Origin of the sequence: Geomesophilobacter sediminis (assembly GCF_016458275.1) — a bacterium.
In the GTDB taxonomy this organism is placed as follows: domain Bacteria; phylum Desulfobacterota; class Desulfuromonadia; order Geobacterales; family Geobacteraceae; genus Geomesophilobacter; species Geomesophilobacter sediminis.
This window is the reverse complement of the sequence record NZ_JAEMHM010000007.1, coordinates 48,646-62,852: the sequence shown is the minus strand read 5'-3', so window position 1 is coordinate 62,852 and position 14,207 is coordinate 48,646. Positions and strand designations below refer to the sequence as shown.

Sequence of the window (14,207 nt, the reverse complement as noted above, 5' to 3'; positions counted from 1 at the left end):
CCCTTTGGCAAAGGGGGGCCGGGGGGGATTTGGTTTTGAGGTTTGGCAGTACGCTGGCAAAAACAACTGAACAACGGAAATCCATCATGGCATCCATCACCGCAACAACTCCGCTCTGGATCGCAGCCGGAACCCTCCTCACCGGACAAGGCAAAGAATTCTTCACCCACTGGCGCAAAGCCGGAGCCTCCTTCGGCGTAGACGAGATCCACGACTTCCGGGTCGCCTCCCGGAGACTGCGCGAGGGGCTCGCCCTCTTCGCCCCCTGCTTCCCCGGAAAAGACGCCTCCCGGCTCGGCAAAAAGATAAAGCACCTCACCCAGCTCCTCGGCACGATGCGCAACACCGACGAAGCCATCATCCTGTTCTCCGAGCTCAGCGAAGCGGAGACCCGGGAGTGCCGCGAGGAAACGGAGCAGCTTATCGCCACCCTGACCCGGGAGCGCGAATCGGTGAGCAAGGAACTCCGGCGCGAGCTCAGATCGCTCGACCCGGCGCCGCTTCGCTCCGCGTTTCGCGCCCTCCGCCGGCATCCGAAGATCTTCGGTCCGGTCGAAGTCGACCCCTTCCAGCCGATAACCAATTTCGCCGAGGGGGCGATCGGCGCCCGCGAACTCGCCGTGCGCGAACTCATCCCCCAGGCAAAGCATGAAGAACAGGCCGAGGCACAGCACCGGCTCCGGATCGCGGTCAAGCACCTCCGCTACCGGCTGGAGATCCTGGAACCGCTGCTCGGCGACGACTTTGCCCGGCTGCACCAGGGGCTGAAACGCTACCAGGACCTTTTGGGCAAACTCCACGACCTGGACGTCTTTGCCGACCTGGCGCGCGAGCGGCTTTCGGAGACCGCCGGCCGGGAACAACTCCTGGAGGTGCTTTCGGCACGCCGCAAGGCGCTGCACGCGGCATTTTGCCGGCTCCTCAAGGAGACCCCCCTGAAATCCATCGGAGAACAAGCGAGGGCAGCACTGTGAAATATCGGAGATTCGCCGCAGTCGACATCGGGACCAACTCCATCCGGAGCATCATCGTCCAGGTCGATGCGAACGGTAAATACAAGATCCTCGACGACGAGAAGGTGCTGGTTCGGCTCGGCGAGGGGCTGAACCAGACCGGGAAGCTTGCCCCCGCCGCGTGCGAACGCGCCATCGAGGCGCTTTCCCGGCAGAAGAAGATCATCGACGGCTACAAGGTGCGCGCCATCGACGCGGTCGCCACCAGCGCGGTCCGCAAGGCGGCCAACGGCGCCGCCTTCGTCAAGGAAATCCAGGAAAAGGTCGGGCTGGAGATCAACGTGATCAGCGGCGAGGAAGAAGCGGAGCTCGCCGCGCTGAGCGCCTTCCACAACTTCGACCTGGAAGGGGTGCGCCACCTGATCTTCGACATCGGCGGCGGCAGCCTGGAGTTGATCACCGCCCAGGGGAGCCACGTTGAAGAGATGCGCTCGCTGGAGCTCGGCGCCGTCTTTCTCACCGAGACCTTCCTCAAAGGCGACCCGGTCCCCCCGGACGATTACAAGAAGCTGCGCAAATACATCCGGCGCGAGCTGAAGGAACAGTACGCCAACGAGCGGGGTTCCTTCCAGTGCCTGATCGGCTCCGGCGGAACGGTCACCTCGATCGCCGCGATGGTCACCGCGCTTCGCCGCGAGCGCTACGACTCCATTCACGGCTACGAACTCCTACGCTCCGAGGTGGTGCACCTGCTGGCGGGGCTGGTGCGCAAGACCAACAAGGAACGCCGCGCCACGCCGGGGCTGAACCCGGACCGGGCCGACATCATCGTCGCCGGAGTCACCGTGGTCGACGAGCTGATGGATTTCTTTCAGGTGAACGTGCTCAAGGTGAACGAGCGCGGCATCAGGGAAGGCCTGATCCTGCGAGGACTGCGCAAGCAAGCGCTTCTGCCCCAGGAGCGGCAGCGGCGCACCTGGCGCAGTTCAATCCTGGAGTTCGCCCGCTCCTGCCATTTCGACGAGGAGCACTGCCTGCACGTGGCAAAACTGGCCTTAGAGATCTTCCAGTCCCTCGCCAACCGCTACAAGATGGGAGACCGGGAGAAACGCCTCCTCGAAGCGGCGTCGCTCATGCACGACGTGGGCTATTTCATCAATTATTCCAGCCATCACAAACACTCCTACCACCTCATTCGGCATGCCGACCTGTTCGGATTCACGCCCCGGGAGCGCGAGCTGATCGCCAACATTGCACGGTATCACCGCAAGGCGCTTCCCAAGAAAAAACACGAAGAGTTCATGCGGCTCTCCCCCGAAGACCGCCTCCTGGTGAGCCGGCTGGGGGGGATCGTCCGGATCTGCGACGGTCTGGACCGGCGCCGCAACGGCGTCGTCGAGGCGGTCGACTGCCGGCTCGACGGCACGACGCTGCACCTGCGTCTGGTGGGGCATGACGACATCTCCGTCGAGCTTTTTGGGGCACGGACCAAGGGGGACCTTCTGGAGCTCGCCTTCGACCTGAAGCTCGCGATCCAGGGGACCCCGTCCGAAGCGGGAGAGTGACCGAAGCGGCCCGCCCGGCGACTCAAGCGGAAACAAAAGAAGGCGCATCCCCATCGGGGGCGCGCCTTCTTTTATGTATCTGAAGACCAGGTCAAACGACCATTCGAGTGGTAGGAGCGAAATTCCTGTCGCGATCAGCGAGCGAAGCGCTGTAAATGATGAGAAGGGGACAGGCACCTGCGGAGCCAGTCCCCATGACCGCCATCCTGGCTTACCCTGTGGGAGCGCCATTCTTGGATGAGAAGGGGACAGGCACCTTGATATTAAAAGGGGACAGGCACCGACATTAAAGACATTAAAAGGGGACAGGCACCTGCGGAGCCAGTCCCCAGCACCGCCACCCTGGCTTACCCGGTGGGAGCGCCATTCCTGGCGCGATCAGCGAGCGAAGCGCTGCAGGCAGGTTGCTGAAAATATGACCGGCGCAGCATCCTGCCATCTACCAATATCATCCGGCAGATCTCGGTACTAAACGCCACTTCCCGCCGGCAGGCGGATCTCCACCTCCAACCCTCCCCCAACGGCGTTGCGCGCGAAGATGGTCCCGCCGTGCAGCGTCACCGCCCCGTGCGAGATGGCCAGCCCGATCCCGTTGCCGCCGGTTGCCCGGTCCCGCGCCTCGGCGACCCGGAAAAACGGCCGGAAGATGTCATCAAGCTGCGCCTCGGGCACCCCCGGACCGTGGTCCCGCACCCGGATCACCGCAGCTCCTGGCTCCCGCAGCAGGCGGACCTCCACCGCGCTCCCCGCGATGGTGTAGCGCACACCGTTTCGAACCACGTTCTCCAGCGCCCGGCGCAGCAACTCACGATTCCCCTCGAAAGCGACCGGATCGGTCAACACCGCAGCCACATGCCGCCCCGAATCCTTCGCCTCGAACTCCGCATCACGCACCACCTCGTCCACCAGCTCGGACAGCTCGAAGCGATCCCGCTGGATCGTGGCGCCGTCGCGCTCCAGGCGGCTTAGGGTCAGCAGCTCCCCGATCAACAGGTTCAGCCGCTCCGCCTCCCGCCCGATCCGGTCCAGCGTCCCCGATGCCGCATCCGGCGTCGCCTTGCGCGCAAGCTCCAGGGCCACGGTCAGCCGGGCCAAGGGCGACCGCAGCTCGTGGGATACGTCCCGCACCAGCTGCTTGTGGGAACCAACCAGGTGCTCGATCCGCGCCGCCATCGCGTTGAACTCCCGCCCCAGGTCGGCCAATTCATCTTTCCCCGATTCCGGCACCTCGACGCGCGCCGCCAGGTCCCCCTCCGCCAGTTGCTGCGTCGCCGTCCGAAGCCTGCGGATCGGCGTGGTCAGCCGCCAGGCGAGCCCGTAACAGACCGCTCCGCCAATCAGGAAGGTGACCACGAAGTTCACCCACGCGTTGGGAGGCAGGGGGAGATGCGGATGGAACGGGGGCGGACCGAGAGGGGGGGTCGACGCCGCAGCAAGGTAGTAGGCCCCGGACGGCCCCTGCACCGGGACGATCACCACGTCGGACAGCGGCGGCCGCGACGGCTTGGGAGCCAGGCCACGGACGTTCAAAAGCACCGCCTCGGTGACGGCGGACGGCGCGCCGGGGACGATCTCCTTTCCCTGCGCGGTAAAGAGATAGGGGTCTTGAGTGCCCGTTCCGTCCGGTCCGGCCACAAGAAGTCCCCGCTCGTAGAGATCGGCAGCATTCTTGCCGTAGACGGTGAGAGCGCGGGCGACGAGCCGGTGCCGCTGCTCAACGATGTGATGCATCTGCCGATCGTGCTCCGGACGGAGCCTCAGGTTGATCGCGATGAAAAAGCTGAGTCCGGCCGAAAGGAGAATGGCCAGCCAGAACCAGAAGGCAAGGCGGACGAACATGGTACGCATCGGCTATCCCTTCGCCTCCGCGGCGGAATGACTGTAGATATAGCCGACGCCCCGCACCGACTTGATCCGCTCGCCGCCATCGCCCAAAGGCCCGAGCTTTCGGCGGATATTGCTGACGTGGACGTCGACGCTGCGGTCGAAGGGGCTGAAGGACCTTCCCAGCGCCTGGCGCATCAGGTCCTCGCGGCTGACCACCTTGCCCGCCATCCGCAGGAGCACCTCCAGGATGGAGAATTCAAGGGACGTGATGTCGACCGCGGCGCCGGCCACCCGGGCCGAGCGGGTCCCGGAATCGAGCACCAGGTCCCCGGCGGCGAGCCGCTCCGGCACGCTCTCGGCCGGTCCTGCCGATTGGGCACGCCGCTGTATCGCCCTCAGACGGGCCACGAGCTCCCGCGGGTTGAACGGCTTGGGGAGATAGTCGTCCGCCCCCATTTCCAGCCCGACGATCCGGTCGATCTCCTCGCCGCGTGCGGTCAGCATCAGGACCGGGACCATGGAACTGCGCCGGATCCGGGCCAGGACCTCGAACCCGTTGATGCCGGGGAGCATCACGTCGAGCACCACGAAATCGAACTCCCGCTCCACGGCCAAAAGCGCACCGTCCTCCCCGTTATGCACCACCCGCACCTGGAAACCTTCCGAACCGAGGTAATCCCCCAGCAGTTCGCACAGACCGGTATCGTCGTCGATGATCAAAATTCTGGACATCAGTCACCTCGCATTTCCAGCGGCAGTATAGCCGGATTCCCCTTCAGACAGGGGTTAAGAATTGTAAAGAGCCGGGGACACCGCCCTTTACATATCGCTACAACTCTTGACCCAACTTAATCGGCGATTGCCGTAGGATTTCAACAGGATGAAGCAACGGAAGAACCGGGGGCCAAAACCCGGCCCCTTCGACGCATCTCACTACCAAAGGAGGAAAGACAACATGAAAAAGCAACTCGCCGTGTTTTTCGCCACCGCAGTCATCACCGGCAGTGCCGTACTGGCCTACGCCTTTGACGGCCCCCCGCCCAAAGATGGCGGGCCGAACCCGCAGATGATGGCCCGGGTCCTCGATCTCACCACCGACCAGCAGACCCAGATCCAGGCCCTGCTCCAGGCCGAGCGCGACCAGGACGCCGCGCTTTTGCAGCAGGCCCGCGACCTGCGCCAGCAGATTCGCACCGCCGAACATGCCGACACCTTCGATGCAGCCGCCGTCCGGGCGCTGGCCACCACCCTCTCCCAGGTTGAAATCGAACTCACCGTTTCGCGGGCGACGGTCTTTGCCAAGGTCAACGCCCTGTTGACCCCGGCCCAGCGCGCCTTGGCGCAGAAGCTGGAGCCGCCGCAGGGTCCCCCCCCGGCCCAGCCTCCCCTGTAAGCAGCGGATGAATCTTAAGGCAGGATATCGGCCGCCCCCCTGTAGGAGCGGCATTCTTGTCGCGATTTCCCGGGAGCAGCGGCAAATATGCCGTTTCTGGCATCACTGCCGGCGACTCCTTTTCCCTCTGTGGGAGCGCTATTCCTGGCGCGATCGGTCGCAGGCGGCGATCTCTAATCGCGGTCAATCGCACCGGGAAAGGCGCTCCCACCGGGTAAGTACGCGCCTCACTCCGAAGGAAGGACCCTCCTTGCTCCCCCCCTTTGCCAAAGGGGAGCGGAGGGATTTGCTTCTGAGATTGCGACCTTCGTTTCCGGGGGATCATTCCGCTACGGTACCGGGAGCGCACCTCCCCTGTCATTGCTAACGCCCATACATGAAAAAGGATGACGGGCAAGCCGACAAAAAAGCTCTGAAAACGATAAAGGCGCATCCCCGGGTTTCCCCGTCCCGGGTGATGCGCCTTTATCCGTTTTTTGATGATGCCGTGCAGCGTAAGGCAAGCCTTACGGGAGTTGGAAGCGCCGCACCAGGTCCTGCAGCTCGACGGAAAGACGCGACAGCTGCGAGGAAGAATCGGACGCCTCCTGGGAGCTGCGCGCACCGACCTCGACGGTTTCGGAAATCCGCTGCAGGTTGTTGCTGATCTCCCGGGTAGTCGCGGTCTGTTCCTCCGCGGCCGTGGCGATCTGGTTCACCTGCATGGTCACCTCGTTGATCTGGCGCAAGATCTCCTCCAGTGCCTCGCCGCTGCGGGCAGCCCCGACGGTGCCGGCCTCCGCCTCCTGTACCCCTTCTTCCATCGCGGCCACCGCCTGCTGCGTCTCATCCTGGATGCTCCGGATCATCTCCGAAATCTCCCGGGTCGCGGTGGTAGTCCGTTCCGCAAGGGCGCGCACCTCGTCGGCTACGACCGCGAAGCCGCGTCCCTGCTCACCGGCACGGGCCGCTTCGATGGCAGCGTTGAGCGCCAGGAGATTGGTCTGGTCGGCGATGTCCTGGATGGTACCGACGATCTCGCCGATCTGCTCCGAGCGCTTCCCGAGCTGTTCGACGACCCCCGCCGAATTGCGCACTTTTGCCGCGATGCGGTGCATCCCCTGCACGGTTTCCCGGACGATGTCGGCACCGTCGTTGGCGGTGGTACTGGCCCGGTTGGAGCTCTCGGCGACCCGGTGGCAGCTGTTCGCAATATCCGAGCTGGTTGCCGACATCTCTTCGGTTGCGGTAGCGACGGTAGCCGCCTGGCTCACCACTTCCAGAGCGCCGTCGGCGGTGTCCTGGGCATGCGAGTGGAGTTGCTTGGCCGATGCCGAGACCTCCCAGGAGCTGTGGTTCACCTTCTCGATCACCTGGCGCAGCGAATCGATCATCGCCCGGAGCGCCTCGTAAATCCCGGAACCTTTCTCCAGTTTCAAGGTAAGGTCCCCGTCGGCCACCCGGCGCACCAGATCCTCCATCTCCGCCGGTTCCCCGCCGATGTAGCGCAGCAGCCGCCCGGTGACGACGAAGACCATCACGCAGACCGCGGCCAGGATGGCCAAGGAGACCCCGAGGGCGAGCAGCGAGCCGTTGATCATCCGCTGGCGGTTCGCTTCGGACGCCTTGGCGACCAGGGCGTCCAGGTCGTCGATGTAGTTGCCGGTGCCGATCACCCAATCAAAGGGCTTGAACAGCAGGGAATAACTCCGCTTGGGCAGCGGCTTGTCCGAATCGGCACGCGGGAACCAGTAATCGGTGAATCCGCCCCCCTCCCGGCCCCCGGCATTGATGATTTCCCGGATGAAGAACTTCCCCTTGACGTCCTGCTTGTCGAAGCGGCTTTTCCCCTCCACCTCTTCCTTGCCGAGCATGGCGACGTTCACCCCTTCGCGGGTGTCCGCCCAGAGATAGCCGTCCTTGCCGTAGCGCATGCCGCGCAGCAGGTCGGCGCCGGCCGCCTTTGCCTCATCCAGGGTCATCTCCCCCCGCTGTTGCCGATCGGAGATGCGCTGCAGCATGCTGACCGCCAGCTCTACCTCGGCTTTGGCCTTGGCGTCGAAATCGGCGTAGAGGGCGCTGCGATAGGAATCAACAAAGGCATTGTGGCTGTCGTGGAACTGTTTCAGCGCAATGCCGCCCATCGGTACACTCAGGGCAAAGCAGCAGGACAGCACGAGGAGAAGAATTTTTCCTTTGAAGGAAATCCGAGAAAAAAGCGAATCCATGCAACCACTCCTTCAATCAGCCTCAATGAGCGCTAGGGAATAGACGTATAAAGCAATGCCGACACGGAAACGAGGGCGCTGCTGAATGCGGAAATGACGATATTGGATAAACCGAAATGGGAGGAGTTTATGGCAGGAAAGCGTGCTGGATGAAATAAAGCGAGCTGACCATCTAACACCAAATGCACGAGCTGTTCAGATACCCTCACCTTACCGACCTGTACAAAAAACCCAATAACGGCTGATACAATGTAACAGCTCGAAATTAAATATCAATGAAATAAATAGCAACAGGGTTTTGCCGTGATGCGGGAAATAAGAAGGAACAACAGGATCAGACCAGCGGGAGTTCTCGTTATGCCAGTTAATGAACAGTTCATAGGCGTAGACAACAAGATAAAACCGTTTTTGTTTCCTTTTTACAAGCTTCGAAATTTACCGGGGTGTCGTGATGGGAAAAGCGGGGTGCGAACAGGAAAGGATAAGCATTCCGGCAAGAACTGCCGGGAACCAACGAGTAGGAGCGACATTCCTGTCGCGATTCACCCTCTCTGAACAGGCAAGAACAGCCGCCTACCCGGTGGGAGCGCCTTTCCAGGCGCGATTGCCATGTGGGCCCCAAGGACACCCTCGGCGTTTCAGGGCAAGGCTGGCATCCCCTGTAGGAGCGACATGCCTGTCGCGATCGAGTCTCCTTGAATGGGCAAGACAGCCGCCTACCCGGTGGGAGCGCCATTCTTGGCGCGATCCGCCGAAGGCGGGGACCCCATTGGGAGTATTCGCGACTGGAAAGGCGCTCCCACGGGAAAAAATGCCTCCACCAGCCGATTGACGCTCCACCCCTTCCGGCTCAGCCCCACCCCGATGGAAACGCTTACCGGGACAGGGACCATAACCTACTTCTCCGTCAGCCGCACCACCTTCTCCGGGTCGCAGTCAGTGAACACCGCCCGCTCCCCGGCCGCCAGCGGAGCCACCGAGTACATCCCTACCGGCGTATCCTTCCCCTTCACGATCACCCGTTCCAGCCCGGTGATCGACACCCCGGTCAGCGACCCGGCGGCAATTTCGCCGCGCAGTTTCGCCACCGTGTACTCGGTCATCAGGATCGGCGTCTCGTAGCGCCGGGTGAGCCCTTCCACCCGCGCCCCCAGGTTCACGTGGTCCCCGATGACGGTGTAATCCATCTTCTTACCCTCGGCACCGATGTTGCCGACGATGGCCTCCCCGGTGTTGATGCCGATGCCGGAGTCGAGCGGCGCCCGCCCCTCCGCCTCCCATTTCCGGCGCAGTTCGGCCAGCCTTTCCTGCATGGCCAGCGCGCAGCCGACCGCACGCCGGGCGTGGTCCTCCTGGAGCATCGGCGCCCCCCAGAAGACGACGATGGCGTCGCCGATGAACTTGTCCAGGATCCCGTCCCAGGCAAGGATCACCTCCGTCATCGCCCCGAGGTACTCGTTGAGGATGGCGACGACCTCCTCCGGTTCATGGCTTTCCGAGTAGCTGGTGAACCCCTTCACGTCCGAGAAAAGGACCGTCACCTCCCGCTTCTCCCCCCCCAGCCGCGCCATCTCCGGATTCCTGATCATCTCGTCCACCAGCCGCTCGGTGACGTAGCTCGAGAACATGGCGCGGATCCTCCGGGCGCTCGCCTCCTCCATGAATAGGCGGCTGATCGAGCCGGCGGTGAGGATCACCGTCATCGCCACCCCCGGATAGACCAGGTTCACCCAGATCTCACGGTACGCCAGGAGATAGAAGCTCAGCAGCGCATAGCAGAGGATGACGCCGAAGCCGGCCGCGACGCCACGTCGGGCGCTCAAGCGGGGAAGGAATACGATGAGGATCAGGCAGGCCGCAACCATCATGGCCGCGTCGAGGACCATCGGGCACTTGCGGATGAAGTTGTTGAGGATGATGTTCTGGACGACGTTGGCGTTTTTCTCCACCCCGGTCAGGTCGGCGGAAAGCGGGGAGACCTTCTGGTCGTAGGTGGCCAGCGCCGAGGTGCCGATCAGGACGATCTTGTCCCTGAGCAGCGACGGGGCGAGGCGCCCCTGCATCAGGTCGGCCGCGCTTAAATGGGGAAAGCTGTGCTCCGGGCCGCGGTAGTTTATGATGGCCCGCCCGTTGAGGTCGGTGGGGATGAAACGGCTCCCCAGCTGCACGCCGCTCCCTCCCTGGAGGATCATCTCCTTCATCGGGATCCCCAGCGCAATCCGGGCCACCTGCAGCGGCATCGACGGATAGCAGTCGTCGCCGTAGTTGACCGAAAGCGCCTCCCGGCGCAAAACGCCGTCCATGTCGGGATGGGTGGTGACGCTTCCCAAAACGCCGCTGCGGCCGATCTCGTCGACCGGCGGGTTCACCTGGTCGGTGTGGACGGCAAGCTGCTTCCAGGCGATCCCCGGGACGCTCTTCACTTCCATGAAGGCCGAATCCCACAGAAAATCGGGGGCCGCCTTCTGCCGCGCCGGTTGTCCCTTCTCCTTTTCCATGAACAGGGTCGCCAGGACGACGTTCCCCGCCTCCTTGACCGCCCGTCCGAAATCCGCGTCCGCCCCGGGGTTCTCCCGCTCGCTCAGCATGATATCGACGCCGACCGCCTTGGGCTTTCCTTCCGAGACCTTGCGCAAAAGGCGCGCCTGCTCGTGCCGCGACCAGGGCCAGCGCCCGATGGCGGCGACGCTCGCCTCGTCGATGGCGACGATGGCGATTTCCTTCACCAGGGGCTGGGGCAGGAGCCGGTCGCGCAGGTGCAGGCGCAGGTCGTAGCTCTTGCTCTCGACGTGGTCCCGGATCAGCTGCGGATCGAGCACCTCCAAAAGCGTGAAGAGCACGAGCGCCAGGAAGGAGACGGCATAGAAGACGCGGTTTTGCTTCATGCTACCGGGCGCCGGTCGGGATGGTGATATTCACGTTCACCTTGGTCGGAGTCGCCGGTGGCGGTGGCGGCGGTGGCGGCGGGAGAGTTACCGGATTGTCGCTCCCGGTCCCGGTCCCGGTACTGGACCCGGCACTGCTTCCACCGCTGCTGCCACCGTCCCCGGAGGTACCGCTTTGCGAGGTCGCCTGCCGGGCGTTATCCAGCTCGCTCTTCGGCGCCGGGGCCGGTGGAGGCGGCGCCTCCCCTCCCTTCACGACCACCATGTGCCCCGGAGTCAGCAGCACGCTCCCGGTGATGCCGGGAAGGATGCTGCGGACCTCGACCTTCCCCTCCAGGCAGATGATTTTGGAAAAGGCCTGGTTGTTGTGCTGGCCGACATCGAAAAAGATGATGGTGCCGCGCGCCGAGGCGACCGCGGTTGGCGTCTTCACCTCGAACTTGGTCTTGCCGACCACCGAGCGCATCTTTCCGTCGAGCAAGTTATAGATCGAAGTCCCGATCTTCCCCTTCTCGTGGATGAATTCCTGGACCACGAGTTGCGACTTCTCCCCGAGAGTGAGCACGCTGTCGTCGATGAACAAAAGCTTCGCCCGCGCCGCCGCGCCGGTCTTCACCGTGTCATGGGCCAGGATCGGGCTCTTCACCTTCGCCTCGACCGAGGAGCCGCCCCGGGCGATGGTCACCCCGCCCCGCAGCGCCACCACCTTCCCCGCCTCCGGGTCCGCCGCCAGCGCTATCCCGGCGCTCAAGCCGAGCATCAAAATGGCAGTCGCAACTTTTCCGAGCGCCTTACCCAGGCGTCCCCTCCCCTTCAAGGACCGCGTGCGAAAGCACGAGCTTGCGGCGGACAGCTTGCCCGCGGAAGCTTCCGCGAAGGCGGGGGTGAGGATGGGGGTCGCCGGCCGTACCCGTCCGTTGCCAGTCAGAATCTTCATCAGAACCTCGCGTTAACCATGAGGGTGGTGACCCACCGCGTGTAATCGAAGCTGTCCATGTTCGACTTGTTCCGGGTGTACGTCTCGTCCAGGGTGACCGACCACCGCTCCCCGAACTTTCTCCAGAGAAGAACCGTTCCGGCGTACTCGTTTTCGATCCTCGCTATGGCCGGATAACCGTTGTTGCCGGTTTCGTACTCCCGGTGATGGATCTTCGCGGAAAGGTCCGCACCCAGTCCCAGCGGAAGCCCCAGCCGCATCCCGATCGCCCCCTTGTTCCCGCTGTAGTCCCAGAAGCTTTGCCGGGACCGTTCCTCGTCGTGGGCGTAGAGCCCCCACACCGAAAGCCGCTCCGACACCGGGTAGAGCTGGCTGAGGGTCCCCGATTGGTTCCAGCCGGTACGGTCGGAGTTGGCGGGGAGTCGGGTGGAGCTGCGGAAGGAGACGTCGCGGTAGCAGTATTCCACGGTGGTAGTCCCCCACTTTTCCGATTGATAGCTCAAAGAAGGGGTGACGTTATGGGCGGAATCGAAGGGGTCGTCCCCCATCAGCACGTACTCGTAGTTGTAGGACAGGGCCGTCGAAAATTTGGGGGTGAACGCGTAGTGGCCGGCAAGCTCGACGATCCCCTGCGTCACGTCGTAGTCATGCAGCGAGCCGTGAACGTTGCGGAAGGCGTTCGCCCCCACGGTGATGTCCCACTGTTCCCGTTTCACCGGGGTGTAGAGCGCGCGGAGGTTGAAAAGCCCGGCGTAGTCCGACTGGTGCGAAATTCCCTGGGGAGTAGCCAGATTCCCCCCCAGGAGAATGACATTGCTGTCGTACTGAAACCCTGCGGTCGCGGTCAACAGCCACGCCTTCTCCTTTTTCTGCACCGCCATCTTTTCCAGGTACTGACGCGCGGTTGCCGCGAGATCGCTCGTCGGCGCGAGAGTGATCGTTGTTTCGAAGTAATCCTGCGCCTCGGCGAAGGCCTCCTTGTTGAAATAGTGCACGCCGAGTTCGAGGTTCACGTTCGGGTTCTCCGGATCCTGGCGCAGCGCCTGTTTCAGCCAGGACTCGGCCTCCTTGCCGCCGCCGTTGCGGTTCAGCGCCATCCCGAGATAGAGCGCCGCCTGGGGGTCTTCGGGGGCCTGCTCCAGAGCCTTGCGCAAAATCGGCTCCGCCGCGGCAAAGTTCCCGTCGCGCACCAGGGCCTTTCCGTCCGAGAGGTACGGTTCCGGCGAACCTGCGGCGAGGGCCGTCCCGGCCATAAAGAGACCGCAGGCAAGACCCGCCAAGTGAATCAGTATTTTCATGCGCTTCTCCGTTTCAGATGCGTTTAGCTGTAGGAGCGGCATTCCTGCCGCGATCCAAATATCCCTTCTTCGAGTTGGCCCCGAAAAAAGCTTGTTGCTGCGTAACCTGTGGGAGCGCCTTTCCAGGCGCGATTAACCGCAACCGTTGTCACCGCCTCCGGCGGATCGTTTAGCTGCAGGAACGGCATTCCTGCCGCGATCAGATTTTTCTTCGAGTTGGCCCCGAAATAAGCATATTGCTGCGTACCCTGTGGGAGCGCCATTCCTGGCGCGATCCGCCGGAGGCGGCGACGGTTGCGGTTTATCGCCTGGAAAGGCGCCTCCAGGATGCTGCGCCAGCAAAGACCGCTGCAGGGTATCCCTACTCGAAACTCACCGTGTAATCCTGGTTGTAGACCATCGGAATCACGACCGTCTGGTACGAGCCGTCCTTATATACCAGCCCGAGATAGGGGATGCTGAAGTCGGCCGGGTTGGGCGCCACCCCCGCCCCGACGTCGAGCTGCACGTCGATCTCCTGTCCGGGCGTGAATCCCTGTGGGTTCACCACTTCGAACTTGAACTTGGCCGGGTCGGTACCGTTGGCCGGGAGGTAGCTCCCCCCGACCATGGTGCCGGTCCCCCCCCAGTTCCCGACCAGCGTCACCGGGGCGCCGGTCCCGGAGAACTGGGCGGGTTCGGTGCCGCTGATGCCGGGGACGGTGACCCCGGTGGGAAGATTGATTTCGACGTCGACCGCGCCCAGCAGCGGCCCGGAGTAGTTGCTGAAGCTCACCATCTTCATGGCGGCAACCGCCTTGCGGTGGGTCGAGCCCCCCTGGTCCCCGCACCCGCTAAAAGCGGCCGCTACCGCCAACGTCCCCAGCAGCAAAAAAATCCTTTTCAACATGCGCTATCCTCGCTGATCCCGTCCGGGATCCTCATGATCCATCACCCAACTTCAACCAACCGCATCGTAGGGCGGGCACCCCGTGCCCGGCGAAACTCCTGGAACGCCCCCCTTTGACAAAGGATGTTCGGGGAGTCCGACCAACTACCGTAAATTTCCACCGAGGTCTGCAGGACACCCGTCGTCCCCACAAAGGGGGGTCAGGGGGGATTTGCCTCCACCCATGCCCCGCGTGGACGGGGTGAGTCGGCCA

The 14,207-nt window shown here is 63.4% G+C and carries 10 protein-coding genes; 3 read left to right on the top strand and 7 right to left on the bottom strand.

What is annotated here, in order from left to right:
* Positions 1–86 precede the first annotated feature (86 nt).
* Both JFN93_RS09625 and JFN93_RS09620 read left to right on the top strand, forming a co-directional pair.
* Positions 87–974 carry a CHAD domain-containing protein gene (locus JFN93_RS09625; protein WP_199383860.1) on the top strand — a complete coding sequence of 296 codons (888 nt, stop codon included), beginning with the start codon at positions 87–89 and terminating at the stop codon, positions 972–974.
* Positions 971–2,518: a Ppx/GppA phosphatase family protein gene (locus JFN93_RS09620; protein ID WP_199383859.1), complete on the top strand. Its 1,548-nt coding sequence runs from the start codon at positions 971–973 to the stop codon at positions 2,516–2,518. Before JFN93_RS09625 ends, JFN93_RS09620 begins: the two co-directional genes overlap by 4 nt.
* 468 nt (positions 2,519–2,986) lie before the next feature.
* Here the strand turns inward: JFN93_RS09620 and JFN93_RS09615 are convergent, their stop codons facing one another.
* Both JFN93_RS09615 and JFN93_RS09610 read right to left on the bottom strand, forming a co-directional pair.
* Positions 2,987–4,366 (bottom strand): ATP-binding protein, encoded by a 1,380-nt coding sequence (locus JFN93_RS09615; RefSeq protein ID WP_199383858.1) that lies wholly within the window; start codon positions 4,364–4,366, stop codon positions 2,987–2,989.
* A 3-nt stretch (positions 4,367–4,369) separates the two neighbouring features.
* Positions 4,370–5,077: a response regulator transcription factor gene (locus JFN93_RS09610; RefSeq protein ID WP_236021619.1), complete on the bottom strand. Its 708-nt coding sequence runs from the start codon at positions 5,075–5,077 to the stop codon at positions 4,370–4,372.
* A gap of 223 nt (positions 5,078–5,300) precedes the next feature.
* On the opposite strand from JFN93_RS09610, the gene JFN93_RS09605 reads away from it, so the two are divergent.
* Complete coding sequence (locus tag JFN93_RS09605) at positions 5,301–5,738, top strand: Spy/CpxP family protein refolding chaperone (protein WP_199383857.1); 438 nt, start codon at positions 5,301–5,303, stop codon at positions 5,736–5,738.
* A 506-nt stretch (positions 5,739–6,244) separates the two neighbouring features.
* Here the strand turns inward: JFN93_RS09605 and JFN93_RS09600 are convergent.
* The 5 genes from JFN93_RS09600 to JFN93_RS09580 all read right to left on the bottom strand — a co-directional run bounded on the left by JFN93_RS09600 (position 6,245) and on the right by JFN93_RS09580 (position 13,954).
* Entirely contained in the window at positions 6,245–7,861 is a 1,617-nt protein-coding gene (locus JFN93_RS09600; protein WP_199383856.1) for a methyl-accepting chemotaxis protein, read from the bottom strand.
* A 980-nt stretch (positions 7,862–8,841) separates the two neighbouring features.
* A complete protein-coding gene (locus JFN93_RS09595) occupies positions 8,842–10,830 on the bottom strand; it encodes a CHASE2 domain-containing protein (protein ID WP_199383855.1) in 1,989 nt (662 codons plus the stop codon).
* Position 10,831: 1 nt separating this feature from the next.
* Positions 10,832–11,767: a FecR family protein gene (locus tag JFN93_RS09590; protein ID WP_199383854.1), complete on the bottom strand. Its 936-nt coding sequence runs from the start codon at positions 11,765–11,767 to the stop codon at positions 10,832–10,834.
* Entirely contained in the window at positions 11,767–13,065 is a 1,299-nt protein-coding gene (locus tag JFN93_RS09585; RefSeq protein WP_199383853.1) for a tetratricopeptide repeat protein, read from the bottom strand. The genes JFN93_RS09590 and JFN93_RS09585 overlap by 1 nt, the downstream gene beginning before the upstream one ends.
* Before the next feature lie 361 nt (positions 13,066–13,426).
* Positions 13,427–13,954 carry a hypothetical protein gene (locus JFN93_RS09580; protein WP_199383852.1) on the bottom strand — a complete coding sequence of 176 codons (528 nt, stop codon included), beginning with the start codon at positions 13,952–13,954 and terminating at the stop codon, positions 13,427–13,429.
* Positions 13,955–14,207: the final 253 nt, after the last annotated feature.

What these genes read in the sequence shown, in the direction of transcription:
- JFN93_RS09600 (WP_199383856.1), bottom strand. Translation starts at nt 7,861, where the DNA reads ATGGGCGGCATTGCGCTGAAACAGTTCCACGACAGCCACAATGCCTTT.
- JFN93_RS09615 (WP_199383858.1), bottom strand. Translation starts at nt 4,366, where the DNA reads ATGCGTACCATGTTCGTCCGCCTTGCCTTCTGGTTCTGGCTGGCCATT.
- JFN93_RS09580 (WP_199383852.1), bottom strand. Translation starts at nt 13,954, where the DNA reads ATGTTGAAAAGGATTTTTTTGCTGCTGGGGACGTTGGCGGTAGCGGCC.
- JFN93_RS09625 (WP_199383860.1), top strand. Translation starts at nt 87, where the DNA reads ATGGCATCCATCACCGCAACAACTCCGCTCTGGATCGCAGCCGGAACC.
- JFN93_RS09590 (WP_199383854.1), bottom strand. Translation starts at nt 11,767, where the DNA reads ATGAAGATTCTGACTGGCAACGGACGGGTACGGCCGGCGACCCCCATC.
- JFN93_RS09595 (WP_199383855.1), bottom strand. Translation starts at nt 10,830, where the DNA reads ATGAAGCAAAACCGCGTCTTCTATGCCGTCTCCTTCCTGGCGCTCGTG.
- JFN93_RS09605 (WP_199383857.1), top strand. Translation starts at nt 5,301, where the DNA reads ATGAAAAAGCAACTCGCCGTGTTTTTCGCCACCGCAGTCATCACCGGC.
- JFN93_RS09610 (WP_236021619.1), bottom strand. Translation starts at nt 5,077, where the DNA reads ATGTCCAGAATTTTGATCATCGACGACGATACCGGTCTGTGCGAACTG.
- JFN93_RS09585 (WP_199383853.1), bottom strand. Translation starts at nt 13,065, where the DNA reads ATGAAAATACTGATTCACTTGGCGGGTCTTGCCTGCGGTCTCTTTATG.